Here is a 17603-nt window from a genome sequence, read left to right as displayed (position 1 = left end):
TCTGCCTGGCGGCTTAGCGCCAAATGTTCCAGGGCGTCTGCATCCAGATCGCCACCACGACCAGCCAAACGCCGGTCAGCGGGATGAAGATTTTCCAACCCAAACGCATGATCTGGTCATAGCGGTAGCGCGGGAACGATGCGCGGAACCACACAAACAACGAGACCACGAAGAACGTCTTCAGACCCAGCCAGATCCAACCCGGGATCCAGGTCAGCGGCACGATGTCGATCGGGGAGGCCCAGCCGCCCAGGAACATGATCGATGCCATGCAGGACAGCAGGATCATGTTGGCGTATTCACCCAGGAAGAACAGGGCGAAGGCCATACCCGAGTACTCGACCATGTGGCCGGCCACGATTTCCGATTCGCCTTCGACGACGTCGAACGGGTGACGGTTGGTTTCGGCCACGGCCGAAATCACGTAGATCACGAACAGCGGCAACAGCGGCAGCCAGTTCCAGGACATGAACGTCAGTCCCTTGTCGGCAAACCAGCCGCGGTTCTGGACGTTTACGATCTCGGACATGTTCAGGCTGCCCGACACCAGCAGCACCGTGACGAGCACGAAGCCGATGGCCAGTTCGTAGGACAGCATCTGTGCCGAGGCGCGCAGCGCACCCAGGAACGCGTACTTGGAGTTCGACGCCCAACCCGCCACGATCACGCCGTACACGCCGATGGACGTGATGGCCATGATGTACAGCAGGCCGGCATTGACGTTGGCCAGCACGATGTCCGGGCCGAACGGCACCACGGCCCAGGCCGCCAGCGCCGGCATCAGCGTGACCACGGGGGCCACGATGAACAGCACCTTGTTGGCCTGGCTGGGAACCACGACTTCCTTGGTCAGCAGCTTGAACACGTCGGCAAACGGCTGAAGCAGCCCCTTGAAACCGACGCGGTTCGGACCCATGCGCACGTGCATGGCGCCGATCATCTTGCGTTCCCAGTACGTCAGGTACGCAACGCACAGAATGATCGGCACGGCGATGATCACAATCTTGATGAGGGTCCAGAGGACCATCCAGACCGTCGGGCCCAGCAATGCCTGCCCGTGGCCCTCAAGAACATTAAGCCATTCCATCAGGCACGCTCCACGCTGAGTTGACCGAATGCGCCACCCAGGGCTGCGGTGTTTTCAAAGGCTGCGGAAATGCGCACGGCGCGGTCGGCCACGGCATCGTCCTGCACGGTTTCAAGTTCGACGGCGCCTTGCGCACCCGCGACGCGCACCTTGACCCCGGCCGTCAGGCCCAGGCTGGCGAGCGTGCGGCCGTTCATGGCGGCAGCCGGCTTCTTGGACGCCGGGGACGCTTGCAGCGGCTCCGAGCGGCGCACCATCGCGTCGGTGCGGTAGATCGGCACGTCGGCCACGCGTTCCAGGCCGGTCGCGGCCTGGCCCAGACCCAACGGCGCCTTGACGTCGTTGGACAGGCGGCCTTCGATGCCGCCAGCCAGCGCGGCGTCGCGCACCGATTCCGACGTTTCATCGTCAAAGCCGGCCAGATGCAGCACGTTGCCCAGCACGCGCAGGACCTTCCAGCCCGGACGCGTCTGACCCAGCGGCGTGACCGTGCCCTTGAAGCTTTGAGCCAGACCTTGGGCGTTGACGAAGGTGCCCGAGGTTTCGGTGAACGGCGAGACCGGCAGCATGACGTCGGCCCATTCGGCGGCGGCCGAACGATAAGGCGTCAGGGCGACGGCGAATTGCGCGCCACGCAGCGCGGCGATGGCTTGCTGGCCGTTATCGGCATCCAGCAGCGGCTCGGCGTGCAGCACGATGTAAGCCTTGAGCGGCTCGGCCAGCATGGCGGCGGCAGTCTTGCCGCCCTTGCCCGGAACCGCGCCAGCCAGATAACCACCGACGGTGTTGCCGCCCGAGGTCAGGAAGCCGAACTTGCCACCGGCCAGGTTCGCCACGGCACGGCCGTTGGCGGCCAGCGTGGAAGCCTGCGCGCTGGCCACGGCCAGGTTGCCCAGCAGCACGGCGGTGTTGGCGCCGGATGCGAGGCTGGCGGCGATGAGCTTGGCGTTTTCGCCCGGGGTGACCGAGGCGAACTCGGCCGGCACGGCCTGGTCCTTGGCTTGCGCCAGCGCGACGGCCACTTCGGCCAGCGCGCGCGGCAGCTCGGAAGGCGCCACGGTGATGCGGGCGGCGATGGGCATCAGAGGATCGTCAGCGGCGCTGTCGACCATCAGGATCTGCGTGCCGCGCTTGGCGGCCTGACGCAGGCGTTGTGCCATCAGCGGGTGATCCTTGCGCAGGAACGAGCCGACGACCAGGACGCGGTCCAGGTTGTCGAGTTCAGCGATGGGCATGCCCAGCCACGGCGCGCCGGTCAAGGCGGCGTCAAACGCCGGATCGGTCTGGCGCAGGCGGAAGTCGATGTTCTCGGAACCCAGCGCGCGGACCAGGCGGCCCAGCAACGCATACTCTTCGGTCGTGGCGTATTCCGACGCCAGCGCGCCGATCTGGCCAGCGCCGAAACTGTCGCGAACCCGCGACAGGCCTTGGGCGACGGCTTGCAGCGCGTCGGCCCACGACGCTTCCTGCCACTTGCCGTCAGTGCCCTTGATCATCGGGGCGGTCAGGCGGTCGTCGCTGTTCAGGCCTTCGTACGAGAAGCGGTCGCGGTCGCTGATCCAGCATTCGTTGACGGCTTCGTCTTCGAACGGAACCACGCGCATGACGCGGTCGCCCTTGACCTGGACCACCAGGTTGGCGCCCAGGCTGTCGTGCGGGCTGACCGAACGGCGGCGGGCCAGTTCCCAGGTGCGGGCGCTGTAGCGGAAGGGCTTGGAAGTCAGCGCGCCCACCGGACAGATGTCGATCATGTTGCCGGACAGTTCGGATTCGATCGAACGGCCGACGAACGTCGTGATTTCAGAGTGCTCGCCACGGCCCAACATGCCCAGTTCCATGACGCCGGCGATTTCCTGGCCGAAGCGCACGCAACGGGTGCAGTGGATGCAGCGGCTCATTTCCTCGGCGGAAACCAGCGGACCCAGGTCCTTGTGGAAGACGACGCGCTTTTCCTCTTGGTAACGCGAGGACGAGCCACCGTAGCCCACGGCCAGATCCTGCAACTGGCATTCGCCGCCCTGATCGCAGATCGGGCAGTCGAGAGGGTGATTGATGAGCAAGAATTCCATCACCGACTTCTGAGCGGCGCGAGCCTTCTCGGAGCAGGTGTGCACGACCATGCCGTTCGTCACGGGCGTGGCGCAGGCGGGCAGCGCCTTGGGCGCTTTTTCCACTTCAACCAGGCACATGCGGCAGTTGGCCGCGATGGACAGTTTCTTGTGGTAGCAGAAATGCGGCACGTAAAGCCCGACTTTCTGAGCGGCATGCATGACCATGCTGCCTTCGGGCACTTCGACCTGATTGCCGTCGACGGTTAGTTCAACCATTGCTGTTCCTGAGACCTACAGATATTGCGGGACCACACACGACTTATGCTCGATGTGGTGCGCGAATTCGTCGCGAAAATGCTTGAGGAAGCCACGGACGGGCATGGCGGCGGCGTCACCCAGGGCGCAGATGGTGCGGCCCATGATGTTGCCTGCCACGTTGTCCAGCAAGTCCAGATCTTCCGGACGGCCGTGACCGTTTTCGATGCGATGCACCATGCGGTAGAGCCAGCCGGTGCCTTCGCGGCACGGCGTGCACTGGCCGCAGCTTTCCTCGAAATAGAAGTACGACAGACGCAGCAGCGACTTCACCATGCAGCGCGTTTCGTCCATGACGATCACAGCGCCGGAGCCCAGCATCGAGCCGGCCTTGGCGATGGAGTCATAGTCCATCGTGCATTCCATGATGATGTCGGCCGGCAGCACCGGGGCGCTGGATCCGCCAGGAATCACCGCCTTCAGTTTCTTGCCGCCGCGCATGCCGCCCGCCAGTTCCAGCAGGGTCGAGAACGGGGTGCCCAGCGGAATCTCGTAGTTGCCGGGGCGTTCGACGTCGCCGGTGATCGAGAACAGCTTGGTGCCGCCGTTGTTCGGCTTGCCGACTTCCAGGTAGGCCTGGCCGCTATTGCGGATGATCCACGGCACGGCCGCGAACGTTTCCGTGTTGTTGATCGTGGTGGGCTTGCCGTACAGGCCGAAGCTGGCCGGGAACGGCGGCTTGAAGCGCGGTTGGCCCTTCTTGCCTTCCAGCGATTCCAGCAGCGCGGTTTCTTCGCCGCAGATGTAGGCGCCGTAGCCGTGGAATGCGTGCAGCTGGAAGCTGAAGTCCGAACCCAGCAGCTTGTCGCCCAGGAAGCCGGCGGCGCGCGCCTCTTCCAGCGCCTCTTCGAAGCGCTCGTAGACTTCGAAGATTTCGCCGTGGATGTAGTTGTAGCCGACGCTGATGCCCATGGCGAAAGCAGCAATCGCCATGCCTTCAATCACGATGTGCGGATTGAAGCGCAGGATGTCGCGGTCCTTGAACGTGCCCGGTTCGCCTTCGTCCGAGTTGCAGACGAGGTACTTCTGGCCGGGGAACGCGCGCGGCATGAAGCTCCACTTCAGGCCGGTCGGAAAGCCCGCGCCGCCACGGCCGCGCAGACCCGACGCCTTGACTTCGGCGATCACGTCTTCCGGCTTCATGTCGGTGGTCAGGATCTTCTTCAGTGCTTCGTAGCCGCCGCGCTTGACGTAGTCTTCGAGGCGCCAGTTGGCGCCGTCGACGTCGGCCATGATCTGCGGCTTGATGTGCCGACCATGCAGGCACATCGAATTGGACGGGTCGTTCAGCGGATCGGGATCAAGCCCCTGCGCGAACTGTTTGTACAGGTCGGGCGCGTTCATGCCGACTCTCCTTGCACCTTGAGGGCCGCGACCAGCGCGTCCAGCTTCTCGTCGGTCATGCGCACGCACATATGCTTGTTGTTCACGATCAGCACGGGGGAATCGCCGCAAGCGCCCATGCATTCGCCTTCAACCAGCGTGAACTGGCCGTCGGCGGTGGTTTGACGGTAGTCGACACCCAGCTTGCGCTTGAGGTATTCGCCGGCACGGTCGCCATCGCGCAAGGCACAGGGCAGGTTCGTGCAGACGGCGATCTTGTTCTTGCCGACGGGCTTGACGTCGAACATGTTGTAGAACGTGGCGACTTCCTGCACCGCAATGGGCGGGACGCCAATGTAATTGGCCACATCTTCAATGGTTTCGGTAGCCAACCAGCCCTTCTCTTCTTGCGCGATGGCAAGCGAGGCCATGATGGCGGACTGCCGCTGGTCGGCCGGGAACTTCGCGAGTTCTCGGTCGATTTTCTGGTAGGCCTGTTCGGAAAGCAGCATAGTTTGAATCCGGGTTATGCGGGCGTGCTCGGGACTGTTCTCGGGGGATCAGCGATCGATCTCGCCGAAAACGATGTCCTGCGTACCAATGATGGTGACGGCGTCGGCGATCATGTGACCGCGCGACATTTCGTCCAGCGATTGCAGGTGGACAAAGCCAGGCGCGCGAATCTTCAGGCGGTAAGGCTTGTTGGCGCCGTCCGACACCAGATAGATGCCGAACTCGCCCTTGGGGTGCTCCACCGAGGCATACGCCTCGCCCGGGGGCACGTGGAAACCTTCGGTGAAGAGCTTGAAGTGATGAATCAGCTCTTCCATGTTGGTCTTCATGGCAGTGCGCTTGGGCGGGGCGATCTTGTGATTCTCGATCATGACCGGACCCGGGTTGTTGCGCAGCCATTCCACGCACTGGCGGATGATGCGATTGCTTTCACGCATTTCGGCGATGCGGACCAGGTAGCGGTCGTAGCAGTCGCCGTTGACACCCACGGGGATGTCGAAATCGAGCAGGTCATAGACTTCGTAGGGCTGCGTCTTGCGCAAGTCCCAGGCAACGCCCGAACCACGCAGCATCGGGCCGGTGAAGCCCAGCGCCTTTGCGCGATCGGGGTCGACCACGCCAATGCCCACCAGACGCTGCTTCCAGATGCGGTTGTCGGTCAGCAGCGTTTCGTACTCGTCGACGCAGGCCGGGAAGCGGTTGGTGAAGTCTTCGATGAAGTCCAGCAGCGAGCCCGAACGCGCGTCATTCATGATGCGCATTTCTTTGTCGCCGCGGTATTTGCTGGTGTCGCCGTACTGCGGCATCGTGTCCGGCAAATCGCGGTAGACGCCACCCGGACGATAGTAAGCCGCGTGCATGCGCGCGCCCGAGACCGCTTCGTAGCAGTCCATCAGGTCTTCACGTTCACGGAAGGCGTACAGGAACACGGCCATTGCACCCACGTCCAGGGCGTGCGAGCCCAGGGACATCAGGTGGTTCAGGAGGCGCGTGATCTCGTCGAACATCACGCGGATGTACTGGGCGCGCAGCGGGGCTTCGACACCCAGCAGCTTTTCGATGGCCATGACGTAGGCGTGCTCGTTGCACATCATGGACACGTAGTCCAGGCGGTCCATGTAGGGCAGCGCCTGGATGTAGGTCTTGTGCTCGGCCAGCTTTTCGGTGGCGCGATGCAGCAGGCCGATGTGCGGGTCGGCGCGCTGGATGACTTCGCCGTCCAGTTCAAGCACCAGGCGCAACACACCGTGCGCGGCCGGATGCTGAGGACCGAAGTTAAGCGTGTAGTTCTTGATTTCTGCCATGATTTAACGCCCCAAGCCGTAGGAGTCTTCGCGGACCACGCGCGGGGTGATCTCGCGCGGATCGATCGTGACCGGCTGGTAAATGACGCGCCGTTGTTCGGGGTCGTAACGCATTTCGACGGTGCCCGACAGCGGGAAGTCCTTGCGGAAAGGATGGCCGATGAAGCCGTAGTCGGTCAGGATGCGGCGCAGGTCGGGATGGCCTTCGAAGACGATACCGTACAGGTCGAACGCTTCGCGTTCGAACCAGCCCACGGCCGGCCAGCATTCCATCAGCGACGCAACGATCGGGAATTCGTCATCGGCTGCCCAGGTGCGAACACGCAGACGCCAGTTGTGCTCGATCGAGAGCAGGTGGATCACGACGGCGAAACGCGCGCGATGCACCTTGGCGCCCGGTTCCTCAGGCAGTTGGCGCGTGCCGTTGCCCCAGGTCAGGTAGTCGACGCCACAGAGGTCGATACAGGTTTCAAAGCGCAGGCCGGCTTCGGTGCGCAGCTTGTTGCAGACCGCGAACCATTGCTGCGCGGGCACTTCGAGCGTGAGCTCGCCCAACGCCTCGGTCAACGCAATATCTGCGCCGAGGGTGGTCTGCAAATTGTTTTTCAGGGATTCGAGCCTGGTCATCATCTTGTACGCTTAGGTGATCCGATACGCTGGTTTCGCAGGGTCGGCGGCAAGGACTGCCGCGGACGGGGCGAAAGATCAGCGCGCAATCGTGTTGGTCAGGCGGATCTTGTTCTGCATTTGCAGCAAGCCGTAGACCAGCGCCTCGGCCGTGGGCGGGCAGCCCGGCACGTAGACGTCTACCGGTACGATGCGGTCGCAGCCACGCACCACCGAATACGAGTAGTGGTAGTAGCCGCCGCCATTGGCACAGGAGCCCATGGACACGACCCAACGCGGTTCGGGCATCTGGTCATAGACCTTGCGCAGCGCCGGCGCCATCTTGTTGCACAGCGTGCCAGCGACGATCATCAGATCGGACTGACGCGGACTGGGTCGGAAGATGATGCCGAACTGGTCCAGGTCATAACGGGCAGCGCCCGCGTGCATCATCTCAACCGCGCAACAGGCCAGACCGAAGGTCATGGGCCACATGGAGCCGGTCTTCGCCCAATTAAGGAACTTGTCGGCGCTGGTTGTGATGAACCCTTGCTTGAGAATGCCGTCTATAGCCATATTCGTCTCTGATAGCGTGCGGTGAAGAAAACAACCCGAAGCGGGTTTATTCCCAATCCAGCGCGCCCTTTTTCCATTCGTAGATGAAGCCGACGGTCAACACGGCTAGGAAAACCATGACCGTCCAGAAACCGACGAGCCCGACTGTGCCTTGGGCAATGGCCCACGGGAACAGGAACGCGATTTCCAGGTCGAAAAGAATGAACAGAATCGCCACCAGGTAGTAGCGCACGTCAAACTTCATGCGCGCGTCTTCAAACGCTTCGAAGCCGCACTCATAGGGCGACAGCTTCTCAGCGTAGGGACGCCGCGGGCCAAGGAGGGAGCCGGCCGTTAGAAGCGCGAACCCGATAAGGGTGGCCACTACGATAAACAGCAGGACGGGAAAATACTGTTGCAGGTTCATTCAGGCGTCCGTCAAATGCGCAAACCTTAGGATTGTAGCATTCGCGTGGTTACTTCCGGCTGAACTCTGTAGCTTGAACAACGGGTGAAAGACTGCATTCCTCAAATGGAACAATTGCAGTTTTCGGACCAGAACCGCAAGCATACAGGACTCGGCTGACAAGCTCCTGCGCGGGGTAAAAAATCAAACCAAAGCACAAAAAAAAGCCACCCCGAAGGGTGGCTTTATACGAACGAGCCGCAGCCCGTTCGTTCGCTTGCGCTTTATATCCAGACAGGGCTTGCGCCCTGCAGTGGATTAGAAGCGGTGGCGGACACCGACGCCGACAGCGGTCGACTTGACGTCGTCGATGAAGGCGTAGTTCTTAGCGTACGAACCGTAAGCGTACAGGTTGGTGCGCTTGGACAGGTCGTAGGTGTAGCCCAGCGAGTACACGTTGGTGGTGGCATCGCCGCCGGTCAACTTGTCGTTCGAGGGGTCAACACGCTGCCACGAACCGAACAGGCTGCTTGCGCCGCCGATCGGGGCGGACAGGCCGACCATGTACGAGTTGGCCTTGAAGCCGTCAGCGAAGGCGTTGGCGCCGAAGTTGACGCTGCCGACGTTGGTGTCGACGCCTTGACCGGCGAACCAGCCGTCGGTGGTGCGAGCATAGGCCAGAGCCAGCTTCACAACTTCGAAGTCGTACGAACCGCCGATGGCGTACTGACGCGGGGTGGCGTCAACCGAAGCCGACGACAGCTTGTTCGAGGCGTTCAGTTGGTCGTACGTCAGGGCGACGTTCAGGGGGCCGTTGACGTAGCGCAGACCGGTCGTGATGGCGCGGGTGTTGTCGGCGGTCTTGAAGCCGGTTTGAGCAGCGTTGGTGTCGTTCACGTTGAACGAGTAGCCGACGCCGAACTGGAAGCCGCTGAACGACGGGGTCTGATACATGACCATGTTGTCGTAGCGGTTCGTGTTGGCGGCGCTCAGAGCCACGCCGATGTTAGCTTGACCGAAGCCAGCGCCGAACGGATCGATCGAGCCGAAGTACTTCGACGCGATGTTGGTTTGGCGACCGAAGTCCAGTTGACCCCAGCTGTCGCTGGCCAGACCGACGGTGGCTTGACGACCGAACAGGCGGCCGCCTTGAGCGGAGTTGCCGTTACCGGAGTTGAAGCCCGATTCCAGTTGGAAAACAGCGCGCAGGCCGTCACCCAGGTCTTCCGAACCACGCAGACCCCAGCGCGAACCGTTCTGAACGCCGTTGATCATGCCAAAACGGCTGCCGTTGGCCGCATCGTTCGGGGCGCCGCTGATCTTGTTGTAGCCGAGGCCCGTGTCGATGATGCCGTACAGGGTAACAGACGTTTCTGCCTGGGCGACACCGGCAAAACCGGCGAGCAGGGCGGCAGCGAGCAGAGTCTTTTTCATTTAAGAAATCTCCGTTGATTTGAGTGACAAGAGCAGCAATCCAGCAAACCAGCCTGCCGCCCCCCTAACTCCGCGAAGGGAAGTTGACGCTATTGCATCAAAAATCGGGGGGACTGGCTATGGTCGGCGTCAGAAAAGTGCAGGTTTGCGACACCCCTGTTGGGATCTTGCAACATCGGGATCGCGTCCGTCCAATGGTGTTAGGGCTAACCCGAGTCAAAACGGGTAAGCACGTATCCATGCGACTTGCAGCCCTGCCCCCAATTATTCGAGGACTTTTTCCAATGCGCTTTCAGAGGCCTTTCGCCTCTTCCCCTGCCTGCTTTGTACTCGGAAACCGGTCTGGTGGCCCGCAAAGGCGTCCGCTGGACTCGGCCGCGCGCCCCATTCTGATAACGTTGTTATAAATAAAAATCGTCGATATGATCGACTCGCCCCGCCCTCTTCCGAAACCCCATGCCGACCTCATCTTCCGATCGCACCGAACGCAATGAACGCCTCAATGCCCTGCGCCGGCAGATGATCCTGGACGCCGCTCGGCGCGTGTTCGCGCGGGACGGATTGGAAAAGACCACGATCCGCGCGATTGCGAAAGAGGCCGGCTGCACCACCGGCGCGATTTATCCCTGGTTTGGCGGCAAGGAAGCGCTCTATGGCGAATTGCTGGACGAATCGCTGCGAGGCCTGCACGACCACCTGACCGAGGCCTCGGCCTGGCCCGCGTCCGGCGCGGCGCGCAAGACCATCCACACCTTCTTCGATTACTACGCCCAGCGGCGCACGGATTTTTCCCTGGGCCTGTACCTGTTCCAGGGATTGGGCCCGCGCGGACTGGGCAGGGAAATGGACGAAAAGCTCAACGCCCGCCTGCGCCAGTGCGTGGACCTTATCGGCGCGGCGCTCGCACGCACCAAGGCCTGGGACCCCGGCATGGTCGCGGTCGAACAGATGAACGTGTTCACCTACCTGATGGGACTGTTGCTGTTGCAGCACACGCATCGCCTGAAATCCCTGGGTCAGCAGGCCGACGCCTTGCTGGACCAATATTGCCTCGCCCTGGAGCAACGATGACCGCAACCCTCCTGACCGCAGACGCCGACGCGCCGCTGATCACCCTGGCCGACTTTCACATCCTGTTGGCCGACCAGCATCCCTTTTCGCTGTTGTTGGGCATCGACGTGGTGCGCATCGGGCGCGGCACCGCCCGCGCGGTATTGCCGGCCCGCGAAGCGCACCAGCGCCTGGGCGGGATCGTGGCAGGGCCGATGCTGATGGGGCTGGCGGATCTGGCCATGTACGCCGCCGTCGTGGGCGCCACGGGGCAGACGCACGCCGTGACGGCCAGCCTGACCATCAACTTCCTGCGCAAAAGCCCCGCGGGCGCCATCCATGCCGATGCCCGGCTGCTCAAGGTGGGCCGGTTGTCGGCGGGCGAAGTCATCCTGACCGGCGAAGGCTCCGACGAGCCCGTAGCCCATATCGTGAGCACGTGGTCCGTGCCCAAGCCATGAACCTGCGCATCAGCATCGTCGGCATGGGCGACACCGGCACGATGGCCGCCCGGCGTCTGCTGGAAGCCGAACCGGACATCGCGCTGACCCTGTACGACATCGACCCGGAACGCTGCGAGCCCTTTCGCGGCTCCGCCACGCTGGCGACCTCGGCCTGCGAAGCATTGATGGAATCGGACACCATCGTGCTGGCCCTGCCGCGCGAGCGGGAGATCGACCGCACGTTGGAACGCTTCAGCGATGGCGCGGTGACTGCACCCATCCTGGGCAAGCTGATCGTGGACCTGGCGCCGCCGCCCCCGGAACGCGCGCACCAACTGGACCGCGCCGTCACTGTCGCAGGCGGCCGCTACACCAGCATCCCCGGCCTGACCGCCGAAGACACCAGCGGCATACAGCGCCGGCTTTTACGGCTCTTGTTGTGCCCGGCGTGACTGGCAGCAGCGTTCGGCCACGGCCACGCAAAGGGCAAGCCACGCCAGCGTGACGGCAAAGCCCGCCGCCACGTCGCTGGCAAAGTGCACCTGAAGCAGAATGCGGCTCAGGCCGATCGCCATGATCAGCGCGGCCGCCAGCGCCACGCTTGGCCAGCGCCATGACGCAGGCGCCAGGCGCCACACCAGATAGCAGGCCGTGCCGTACACGGCCATGGCCGCCGAGGCATGGCCGCTGGGAAAGCTCCACCCCGCCGCCGCCACGAAGCCGTGGTCGTGGTCAGGCCGGACGCGTTCAAAGCTGTGCTTGAGCACCCAGTTGAGCGCACCGCCCAAACCCGTGGTCAGCGCGCAGAATGCCGCCAACCGCCACCAGCCGGTCCACAGGAGATAGAGCGTCATCAAGACGCTGACGACGGTCAGGAAATCGCGGTCGCCCAGATACGTGAACCAGGACAGCAGCCACAGCAGCGACGATTCCATCGACATGCTCAAAGCGTCGGCCAACTCGGCGTCGAACGCAACCACCCTGCCCTGGGTGTGCACTGCCCAAGCCAGCACACCGAATACCAGCAACGCCAGCGAGACGCCCCCCACGAAGGCGCGGCGGCGCGTCTTCAAAGGGCAGCCGGCCAAGGCGCGAAGCACGAACAGCGCCATCGCGCCCGTCAACAGCGGCAACGCAATAAACAATTCAAGGGCATGGGCCGCAGCCCACGCCGCGTAGGTATCGCTCATTCAGGGCTCACCGGCGGTCAACAGTGGTCACCAGGGTCTTGTCGACCGGTGCAAAAACGTGGGTGGCCTCGGCGTAGTCCCAGCGTTCGACATGGCATATCTGCTGGTCGCCTTCGCCTTCGCGCGTGATCACGTTTACCGAGTTGGGCACGCTGCCTCGCACCCGGCGCGAACACGCGGTGCCGGCTTGCACGATCCATCCTGCCGGCAGCCCGCCCGCCGACAGCGGCAGCACATAGGGCAGGTGGATGTGGCCGCCCAGCACCAGATCGATGCCTGCCTGCGCCCACGCCGCCAGCGCGCGCTCGCGCCCATTGAGCAGGTTCGACAGGTCGGATTCCACCTTGGCGCGCACCGGGTGATGGGCCACGACTACGCGCAACTGGCCCGGCCGCGCCTGGCGCAGGCGCTGCGCAACCCGCGCGATCTGCGCGTCGGAAATCTCGCCGTCCTTGTGGCGGCGCGGCCGCGTCGTGTTCACGCCGATGGCAAGGAGACACGGGTTTTCAAACACCGGTTCCAGCACCGCGCCCAGCGCCCGCTTGTAGTTGCCGTAGGGATTCAAGGCGCGGGCGAACAGGTTGATCAACGGGATGTCGTGGTTGCCCGGCACGGTCAGCACGGGCAGCGACAGGCGCTCGATGAACTTGCGCGCCGCCGCGAACTGCGCGCGGCGCGCACGCTGCGTGATGTCGCCGCTTACCACCACCAGATCCGGATTGAGCGACCGCGCCAGGTCCAGCGCGGCCTCGACGACGGGTTTGCGCTCGGTACCGAAATGCGTGTCCGACAGTTGCAGTATCCGCGTCATGAGCGATCCAGGTATTGCGGGTCGGCCGGCACCACCAGCGGCAGCTTTTCCTCGGCCACCTTGAATTCCAGCGGCGTGTTCATCCACGAGATTTCGCCGTCCATCGCCACCTTGACGCGATGGCGCCCGCGGATGCGCACCGTCATGCGCTGAAAGCCGAAGCTGATGACGTGCTCGGCTTCGCCCAGCCGGCTGAACAGCCCGCGCAGCAGCAGCCCGTATAGCGCCAGCGTACCAACCGGCTTGACCGTCATGGCGACGAGCCGGTCGCGTTCCAGGTCTTCGGATTCGATGCCGACATGCTCCAGCTGCAACTTGTTGTTGCCCACCACCAGCGTCGGCGTGCGCAGGTCGCGCACCCCGCCCTTCTCTTCGAGTTGCAGCCGCAGTTGGCGCGGCGCGCGCAGCAGCGTCACCACGCCGGACCACAGCGCCACCAGCCGGCTGCGGCCGAATCGCTGCTTGTAGGCTTCGCGGTCTTCCAGCAGCGTGGGATACAGCCCCAGGCTGGCGTTGACCAGGAACAGCCGGCCGTTCAACTGGCCCACGCGCACCGGTTCGATATGGCCTTGCAGAAAGCCGCGCAGCGCCACGTCTGTCTCTTGCGAGATCCCGTAAGCGCGGCCGAAGTAATTGAACGTGCCCTGCGGCAGGATGCCGAACGGCACCCCCTTGCCAAGCACGGTGGCGGCCACCGCGTTCAGCGTGCCATCGCCGCCAGCCGCGATGACGACGCCCTTTTCGTCCTGCGCGCGCTTGACGGCGTCCTGCGCGGTTTCGGTCAGGTGGGTGGGATCGTCCACGGGCATCAGCGTGTAACGCCGGCCCGCCTCATCGAGAATGCCTCGGATGGTGTCTTGCAGGACCTGCGCGTCGCCGCGCCCCGATCCGGTGTTGAGGACGATGAATAGCGGCTCTTGTCCCGTCAGGGAGGGCGCTCCGGTGCCTTGGCGCTGGTCGGAAGAAGTCATGGGAGAAAGATAGCCCATGCCGGCAAAACGCCGCAAGGCGGCATCACGACAGGTCCGACGCGGGCCTCGCGCACGGCGAGGCCCGATCACACCACAACGGTCAACGCCCGATGGCGTACGCCTGCATCAGTCGCGGCGTAGCGGCGGCATGCAGCAGGCCGTCTTCATCGCGCGAGGCCGCCGTCAAGCGGCCGACCGACCACTCGGGCACTTCCTCGATCTCGTGCCCACGTTGACGCAAGCCATCGATCACCTCTGCGCCAAAGCTGGCCTCTACCGCCAGATGGCCCGGCTTGCGGTCACGCGGATAGAACGACGTGGGAAAGTGCATCGTGTGCGACATCGGCATATCGATGGCTTCCTGCAGATTCAGCCCGTGATGCACGTGGCGCAGGAAGAACAGCAACTGCCATTGCTCCTGCTGGTCGCCGCCCGGCGTGCCGAAGGCCAGGTACGGCTTGCCGTCGCGCAGCGCCAGCGACGGCGTCAGCGTCGTACGCGGGCGCTTGCCCGGGGCCAGCGTACCGGGCAAGCCCTCTTCCAGCCAGAACATCTGCGCGCGGGTGTTCAAGCCAAAGCCCAGTTCGGGTATCACCGGTGACGATTGGAACCAGCCGCCCGACGGCGTGGCCGAAATCATGTTGCCCCAGCGGTCGATCACATCCACGTGCGTGGTATCGCCGCGCTTGGCCGAGGCGCGCATATCGGCCAGCGTGGGCTCGTTGGTGGCGCTGCCCGGCGCGGACACCTTGGACAGCCGTTCCAGCGTATCCATCACGCGCGCGACCTGCGCCTCGAAACCGGGCACCTGGCCGGGCAGCAGCGCGTGCGAGGCGGTCTCGCCGATCAGGGCGCGGCGCTCGTCGTTGTAGGCGTCCGACAGCAGGTGCGCCAGCGGCACATCGATGAAGGCGGGGTCGCCGTAATAGGCTTCCCGGTCGGCAAACGCCAGCTTCATCGCCTCGGTGACGCGGTGGATGAACTCGACGCTGTTCGGGCCAACGCTCGCCAGATCCATGCCCTTGAGCAGCGCCAGCGTTTGAAGAAAAACAGGGCCCTGGCTCCAGGCGCCGGCCTTGGCGACGGTGTAGCCGTGATAGTCGTAGGTCAGCGGGGTGTCGTAGCTGGCCGACCAGCCGGCCAGGTCGTCAGCCGTGATGACGCCACGGTGCGTGCTACCGCTTTCGTCCATGACGTCGGTGTTGCGCGCGAAACGGTCGATCTCTTCGGCGATGAAGCCGCGATAGAACGCATCCCGCGCGGCCTCGATCTGGCGTTCGCGGTCGGCGCCCACGCTTTCCGCCTCTTTCAACACCCGCGTCCAGGTGCGGGCCAGCGCCGGATTGCGGAACAGTTTCCTCGCTTCCGGAACCTTGCCGCCCGGCACATAGACCGAGGCGGTCGTGGGCCAATGGGTCTCAAAGAAATCCTTCAGCCCCGCGATGGTGTTGGAAATGCGCGGCATCAGCGCGTGGCCGTGTTCGGCGTAATAGATGGCCGGTTCCAGCACGTCGCGCACGCGCATCGTGCCGTGATCGCGCAGCAACAGCATCCATGCGTCGAACGCGCCGGGAATCACCGTGGCCAGCAGACCATTGCCGGGAATCAGCTTCAGCCCTTCGGCGCGATATCGCGCAAGCGTCGCGGCGGCCGGCGTCGTGCCCTGGCCGCACAACACTTCCAGCTTGCCCGTACGCGCCGAATAGAACACCGCCGGCACTTCGCCAGCCGGGCCGACCAGATGGGGCTCGACCACCTGCAACACGAAGGCCGAGGCCACGCAGGCGTCGAAGGCGTTGCCACCGCGTTCCAGCAGCGACATGCCTGCCGCGCTGGCCAGCCAATGGGTAGAGGTCACGACACCGAAGGTGCCAAGGATTTCCGGGCGAGTCGTAAACATGGTGCTTCCTGTAGCGGCGGCGCGCGCCGCCCGCGAATAAGAAAAAAAACGGGATCCGAAAGCGGATCCCGTCGTCGGTCGCCTGCTTACTTCTTGGCGACGGTCACGCCCTTCAGGCGGATCAGCCCGTCGGGGTAAGGCACGAAGCCTTCAAGCTTCTTTTGCACGCCGAAGGTCCACGGCAGGTAGAACAGGTAGATGATGGGGCGCCGTTCCTGCATGCTGGTCAGCACCTGGTCGTACAGCGCGCGGCGCTTGGCCGTATCGGCTTCGGCGCGTGCGTCGTTCAGCAGCTTGTCGACGCCAGCGTCGCAGAACTTGCCGTCATTCAGGTTGCCCTTGCAGCTGAGGTACTGATGGATATTGCCGCTGGGATCGACTCGGCCCGACCATCCGCTCTGGCCCACTTCAAAGTCGCCGCGCGCAAGCGACGATTGCAGCGATGCGAATTCCACCGGACGCAGCGTGATGTCGAAACCGGCTTCCGCGCCCATGGCCTGCACCAGCTCGAACACCTGCTGCATGGTCGTGTTGTTGCCGAAGGTGATCTCGAACTTCACCCGGTCAAAGCCGGCTTCCTTCAACAGCGCCTGCGCCTTTTTGGGGTCGCGGCCCTTGTGTTCGAAGGCCGTGTTGTAGGCGAAGCTGGCGGGCGGGAACGGCTGGTATGCCGGTTGGAACATGCCCTCGCCGATCACCTGGTTCAGCACGTCGCGGTCGATCGCCAGGTCCAGCGCCTGACGCACGCGCTTGTCCTTGGCCAGCGGGTTGTTGGCGCGCGCGCCGTTGCCCAGGTTGACCGAGATCGATTGGAAGCCCAGACCGGTCACCGGGGCCAGGCGCAGGTTGCGGTCGTCCTTGACGGCCTTGGCGTCGCTGGGCGCCACGCGTTCGATGATGTCCAGATCGCCGGCGCGCAGGTTGTTCAGGCGCACGGTGTTGTCAGGAATCGGCGTGAACACCAGACGGTCGAAATGGAAATTGCCGGCGTCCCAATACTTGGGAAATTTTTCGAGCACGATGCGGTCGTTCTGCACGCGCTCCTTGAATTGGTACGGGCCCGAACACACGGGCTTGCTGCCCGGATCCTTGTCGAACGTGGCGGGCGACATCATCATCCCGGCGCGGTCGGACAGCTGCGACAGCAGCGACGCGTCGGGCTCGGACAGGTTCAGCACCACGGTATTGGCGTCCGGCGCATCCACGCTGGCGACGGTGGCCAGCTCGCTCTTGCGGTTGCTGTCCGGCAGCGTGCGGGCACGGTCCAGGTTGGCCTTGACCGCCGCGGCGTTGACCGGCGTGCCGTCATGGAAGACGGCATCGGTGCGCAGCTTGAAGGTCAGCGTCTTGTTGTCGGGACCGATCGTCCAGGACTGCGCCAACTGCGGCACGATCTTCAGGTCGGGCGTGATGTCGACCAGCTTGTCGCAGAGAGAAGCAAAGACGATGCGGCCCACGAAGGTACGGGCGCGTACCGGGTCCAACACGTCCGGATCGTCTTGCAGACCGATACGCAGGGTGGACTGGGCTTGCGCCAGGCCGCTGACCAGCATTCCCGCCATGGCCATGGCGAGGCAAAGTTTACGCATGAGTGTTCTCCGTCGTTGCATCTTGTGGAATTCTGCGCCAGGCGCGCGGCGATTG

General features: G+C 63.9%; 17 protein-coding genes. 3 read left to right on the top strand and 14 right to left on the bottom strand.

What is annotated here, in order from left to right:
• Positions 1-13: 13 nt before the first annotated feature.
• The 9 genes from nuoH to API01S_RS09585 all read right to left on the bottom strand — a co-directional run bounded on the left by nuoH (position 14) and on the right by API01S_RS09585 (position 9594).
• The gene (gene nuoH, locus API01S_RS09625; RefSeq protein ID WP_006217966.1) at positions 14-1087 is read right to left on the bottom strand and encodes an NADH-quinone oxidoreductase subunit NuoH; all 1074 of its coding nucleotides are present in this window, start codon (positions 1085-1087) and stop codon (positions 14-16) included.
• Positions 1087-3414: an NADH-quinone oxidoreductase subunit NuoG gene (gene nuoG, locus API01S_RS09620; protein WP_050727886.1), complete on the bottom strand. Its 2328-nt coding sequence runs from the start codon at positions 3412-3414 to the stop codon at positions 1087-1089. Before nuoG ends, nuoH begins: the two co-directional genes overlap by 1 nt.
• Positions 3415-3429: 15 nt before the next feature.
• A complete protein-coding gene (nuoF, locus tag API01S_RS09615) occupies positions 3430-4797 on the bottom strand; it encodes an NADH-quinone oxidoreductase subunit NuoF (protein WP_061304304.1) in 1368 nt (455 codons plus the stop codon).
• A complete protein-coding gene (gene nuoE, locus API01S_RS09610; RefSeq protein WP_006217963.1) occupies positions 4794-5288 on the bottom strand; it encodes an NADH-quinone oxidoreductase subunit NuoE in 495 nt (164 codons plus the stop codon). Before nuoE ends, nuoF begins: the two co-directional genes overlap by 4 nt.
• A gap of 48 nt (positions 5289-5336) precedes the next feature.
• Positions 5337-6593 (bottom strand): NADH-quinone oxidoreductase subunit D, encoded by a 1257-nt coding sequence (locus API01S_RS09605; protein WP_006217962.1) that lies wholly within the window; start codon positions 6591-6593, stop codon positions 5337-5339.
• A 3-nt stretch (positions 6594-6596) separates the two neighbouring features.
• Positions 6597-7223 carry an NADH-quinone oxidoreductase subunit C gene (locus API01S_RS09600; RefSeq protein WP_006217961.1) on the bottom strand — a complete coding sequence of 209 codons (627 nt, stop codon included), beginning with the start codon at positions 7221-7223 and terminating at the stop codon, positions 6597-6599.
• Positions 7224-7298: 75 nt separating this feature from the next.
• A complete protein-coding gene (locus API01S_RS09595) occupies positions 7299-7775 on the bottom strand; it encodes a NuoB/complex I 20 kDa subunit family protein (RefSeq protein WP_006217960.1) in 477 nt (158 codons plus the stop codon).
• 46 nt (positions 7776-7821) lie between these two features.
• A complete protein-coding gene (locus tag API01S_RS09590; RefSeq protein ID WP_006217959.1) occupies positions 7822-8181 on the bottom strand; it encodes an NADH-quinone oxidoreductase subunit A in 360 nt (119 codons plus the stop codon).
• A gap of 297 nt (positions 8182-8478) precedes the next feature.
• Positions 8479-9594, bottom strand: a complete 1116-nt coding sequence (locus API01S_RS09585; RefSeq protein ID WP_061304302.1) for a porin — start codon at positions 9592-9594, stop codon at positions 8479-8481.
• A gap of 456 nt (positions 9595-10050) precedes the next feature.
• Here API01S_RS09585 and API01S_RS09580 point away from each other — a divergent pair, with 456 nt between their 5' ends.
• The 3 genes from API01S_RS09580 to API01S_RS09570 are packed head-to-tail and all read left to right on the top strand — an operon-like array spanning position 10051 to position 11539.
• Positions 10051-10665, top strand: coding sequence for a TetR/AcrR family transcriptional regulator (locus API01S_RS09580; RefSeq protein ID WP_061304301.1), 615 nt, complete (start codon positions 10051-10053; stop codon positions 10663-10665).
• Positions 10662-11105 carry a PaaI family thioesterase gene (locus tag API01S_RS09575; RefSeq protein ID WP_006217956.1) on the top strand — a complete coding sequence of 148 codons (444 nt, stop codon included), beginning with the start codon at positions 10662-10664 and terminating at the stop codon, positions 11103-11105. Before API01S_RS09580 ends, API01S_RS09575 begins: the two co-directional genes overlap by 4 nt.
• A complete protein-coding gene (locus API01S_RS09570; RefSeq protein ID WP_050727888.1) occupies positions 11102-11539 on the top strand; it encodes an NAD(P)-binding domain-containing protein in 438 nt (145 codons plus the stop codon). The genes API01S_RS09575 and API01S_RS09570 overlap by 4 nt, the downstream gene beginning before the upstream one ends.
• Here API01S_RS09570 and API01S_RS09565 read toward each other — a convergent pair.
• The 5 genes from API01S_RS09565 to API01S_RS09545 all read right to left on the bottom strand — a co-directional run bounded on the left by API01S_RS09565 (position 11513) and on the right by API01S_RS09545 (position 17548).
• Positions 11513-12277: a phosphatase PAP2 family protein gene (locus API01S_RS09565; protein WP_061304299.1), complete on the bottom strand. Its 765-nt coding sequence runs from the start codon at positions 12275-12277 to the stop codon at positions 11513-11515. The genes API01S_RS09570 and API01S_RS09565 overlap by 27 nt on opposite strands.
• 7 nt (positions 12278-12284) lie before the next feature.
• Positions 12285-13088: a metallophosphoesterase family protein gene (locus tag API01S_RS09560; RefSeq protein ID WP_061304297.1), complete on the bottom strand. Its 804-nt coding sequence runs from the start codon at positions 13086-13088 to the stop codon at positions 12285-12287.
• Positions 13085-14077, bottom strand: coding sequence for a diacylglycerol/lipid kinase family protein (locus tag API01S_RS09555; protein WP_156329809.1), 993 nt, complete (start codon positions 14075-14077; stop codon positions 13085-13087). The genes API01S_RS09560 and API01S_RS09555 overlap by 4 nt, the downstream gene beginning before the upstream one ends.
• A gap of 82 nt (positions 14078-14159) precedes the next feature.
• Entirely contained in the window at positions 14160-15959 is a 1800-nt protein-coding gene (locus API01S_RS09550) for a gamma-glutamyltransferase family protein (RefSeq protein ID WP_061304295.1), read from the bottom strand.
• 86 nt (positions 15960-16045) lie between these two features.
• A complete protein-coding gene (locus API01S_RS09545; protein ID WP_061304293.1) occupies positions 16046-17548 on the bottom strand; it encodes an ABC transporter substrate-binding protein in 1503 nt (500 codons plus the stop codon).
• Positions 17549-17603 lie beyond the last annotated feature (55 nt).

This window comes from Achromobacter piechaudii NBRC 102461 (assembly GCF_001571245.1).
Lineage (GTDB): Bacteria > Pseudomonadota > Gammaproteobacteria > Burkholderiales > Burkholderiaceae_B > Achromobacter > Achromobacter piechaudii.
Note: the sequence above shows the minus strand (reverse complement) of the source record. Positions and strands in the feature narration are given on the sequence as shown.

Bases quoted from the DNA above. Each gene is read 5' to 3' on its own strand.
- API01S_RS09575 (WP_006217956.1), top strand. From the start codon at position 10,662: ATGACCGCAACCCTCCTGACCGCAGACGCCGACGCGCCGCTGATCACC.
- API01S_RS09580 (WP_061304301.1), top strand. From the start codon at position 10,051: ATGCCGACCTCATCTTCCGATCGCACCGAACGCAATGAACGCCTCAAT.
- API01S_RS09550 (WP_061304295.1), bottom strand. From the start codon at position 15,959: ATGTTTACGACTCGCCCGGAAATCCTTGGCACCTTCGGTGTCGTGACC.
- API01S_RS09600 (WP_006217961.1), bottom strand. From the start codon at position 7,223: ATGATGACCAGGCTCGAATCCCTGAAAAACAATTTGCAGACCACCCTC.
- API01S_RS09560 (WP_061304297.1), bottom strand. From the start codon at position 13,088: ATGACGCGGATACTGCAACTGTCGGACACGCATTTCGGTACCGAGCGC.
- nuoH (WP_006217966.1), bottom strand. From the start codon at position 1,087: ATGGAATGGCTTAATGTTCTTGAGGGCCACGGGCAGGCATTGCTGGGC.
- API01S_RS09595 (WP_006217960.1), bottom strand. From the start codon at position 7,775: ATGGCTATAGACGGCATTCTCAAGCAAGGGTTCATCACAACCAGCGCC.
- API01S_RS09570 (WP_050727888.1), top strand. From the start codon at position 11,102: ATGAACCTGCGCATCAGCATCGTCGGCATGGGCGACACCGGCACGATG.
- API01S_RS09590 (WP_006217959.1), bottom strand. From the start codon at position 8,181: ATGAACCTGCAACAGTATTTTCCCGTCCTGCTGTTTATCGTAGTGGCC.
- API01S_RS09555 (WP_156329809.1), bottom strand. From the start codon at position 14,077: ATGGGCTATCTTTCTCCCATGACTTCTTCCGACCAGCGCCAAGGCACC.
- nuoF (WP_061304304.1), bottom strand. From the start codon at position 4,797: ATGAACGCGCCCGACCTGTACAAACAGTTCGCGCAGGGGCTTGATCCC.
- nuoG (WP_050727886.1), bottom strand. From the start codon at position 3,414: ATGGTTGAACTAACCGTCGACGGCAATCAGGTCGAAGTGCCCGAAGGC.
- API01S_RS09585 (WP_061304302.1), bottom strand. From the start codon at position 9,594: ATGAAAAAGACTCTGCTCGCTGCCGCCCTGCTCGCCGGTTTTGCCGGT.
- nuoE (WP_006217963.1), bottom strand. From the start codon at position 5,288: ATGCTGCTTTCCGAACAGGCCTACCAGAAAATCGACCGAGAACTCGCG.
- API01S_RS09605 (WP_006217962.1), bottom strand. From the start codon at position 6,593: ATGGCAGAAATCAAGAACTACACGCTTAACTTCGGTCCTCAGCATCCG.
- API01S_RS09545 (WP_061304293.1), bottom strand. From the start codon at position 17,548: ATGCGTAAACTTTGCCTCGCCATGGCCATGGCGGGAATGCTGGTCAGC.
- API01S_RS09565 (WP_061304299.1), bottom strand. From the start codon at position 12,277: ATGAGCGATACCTACGCGGCGTGGGCTGCGGCCCATGCCCTTGAATTG.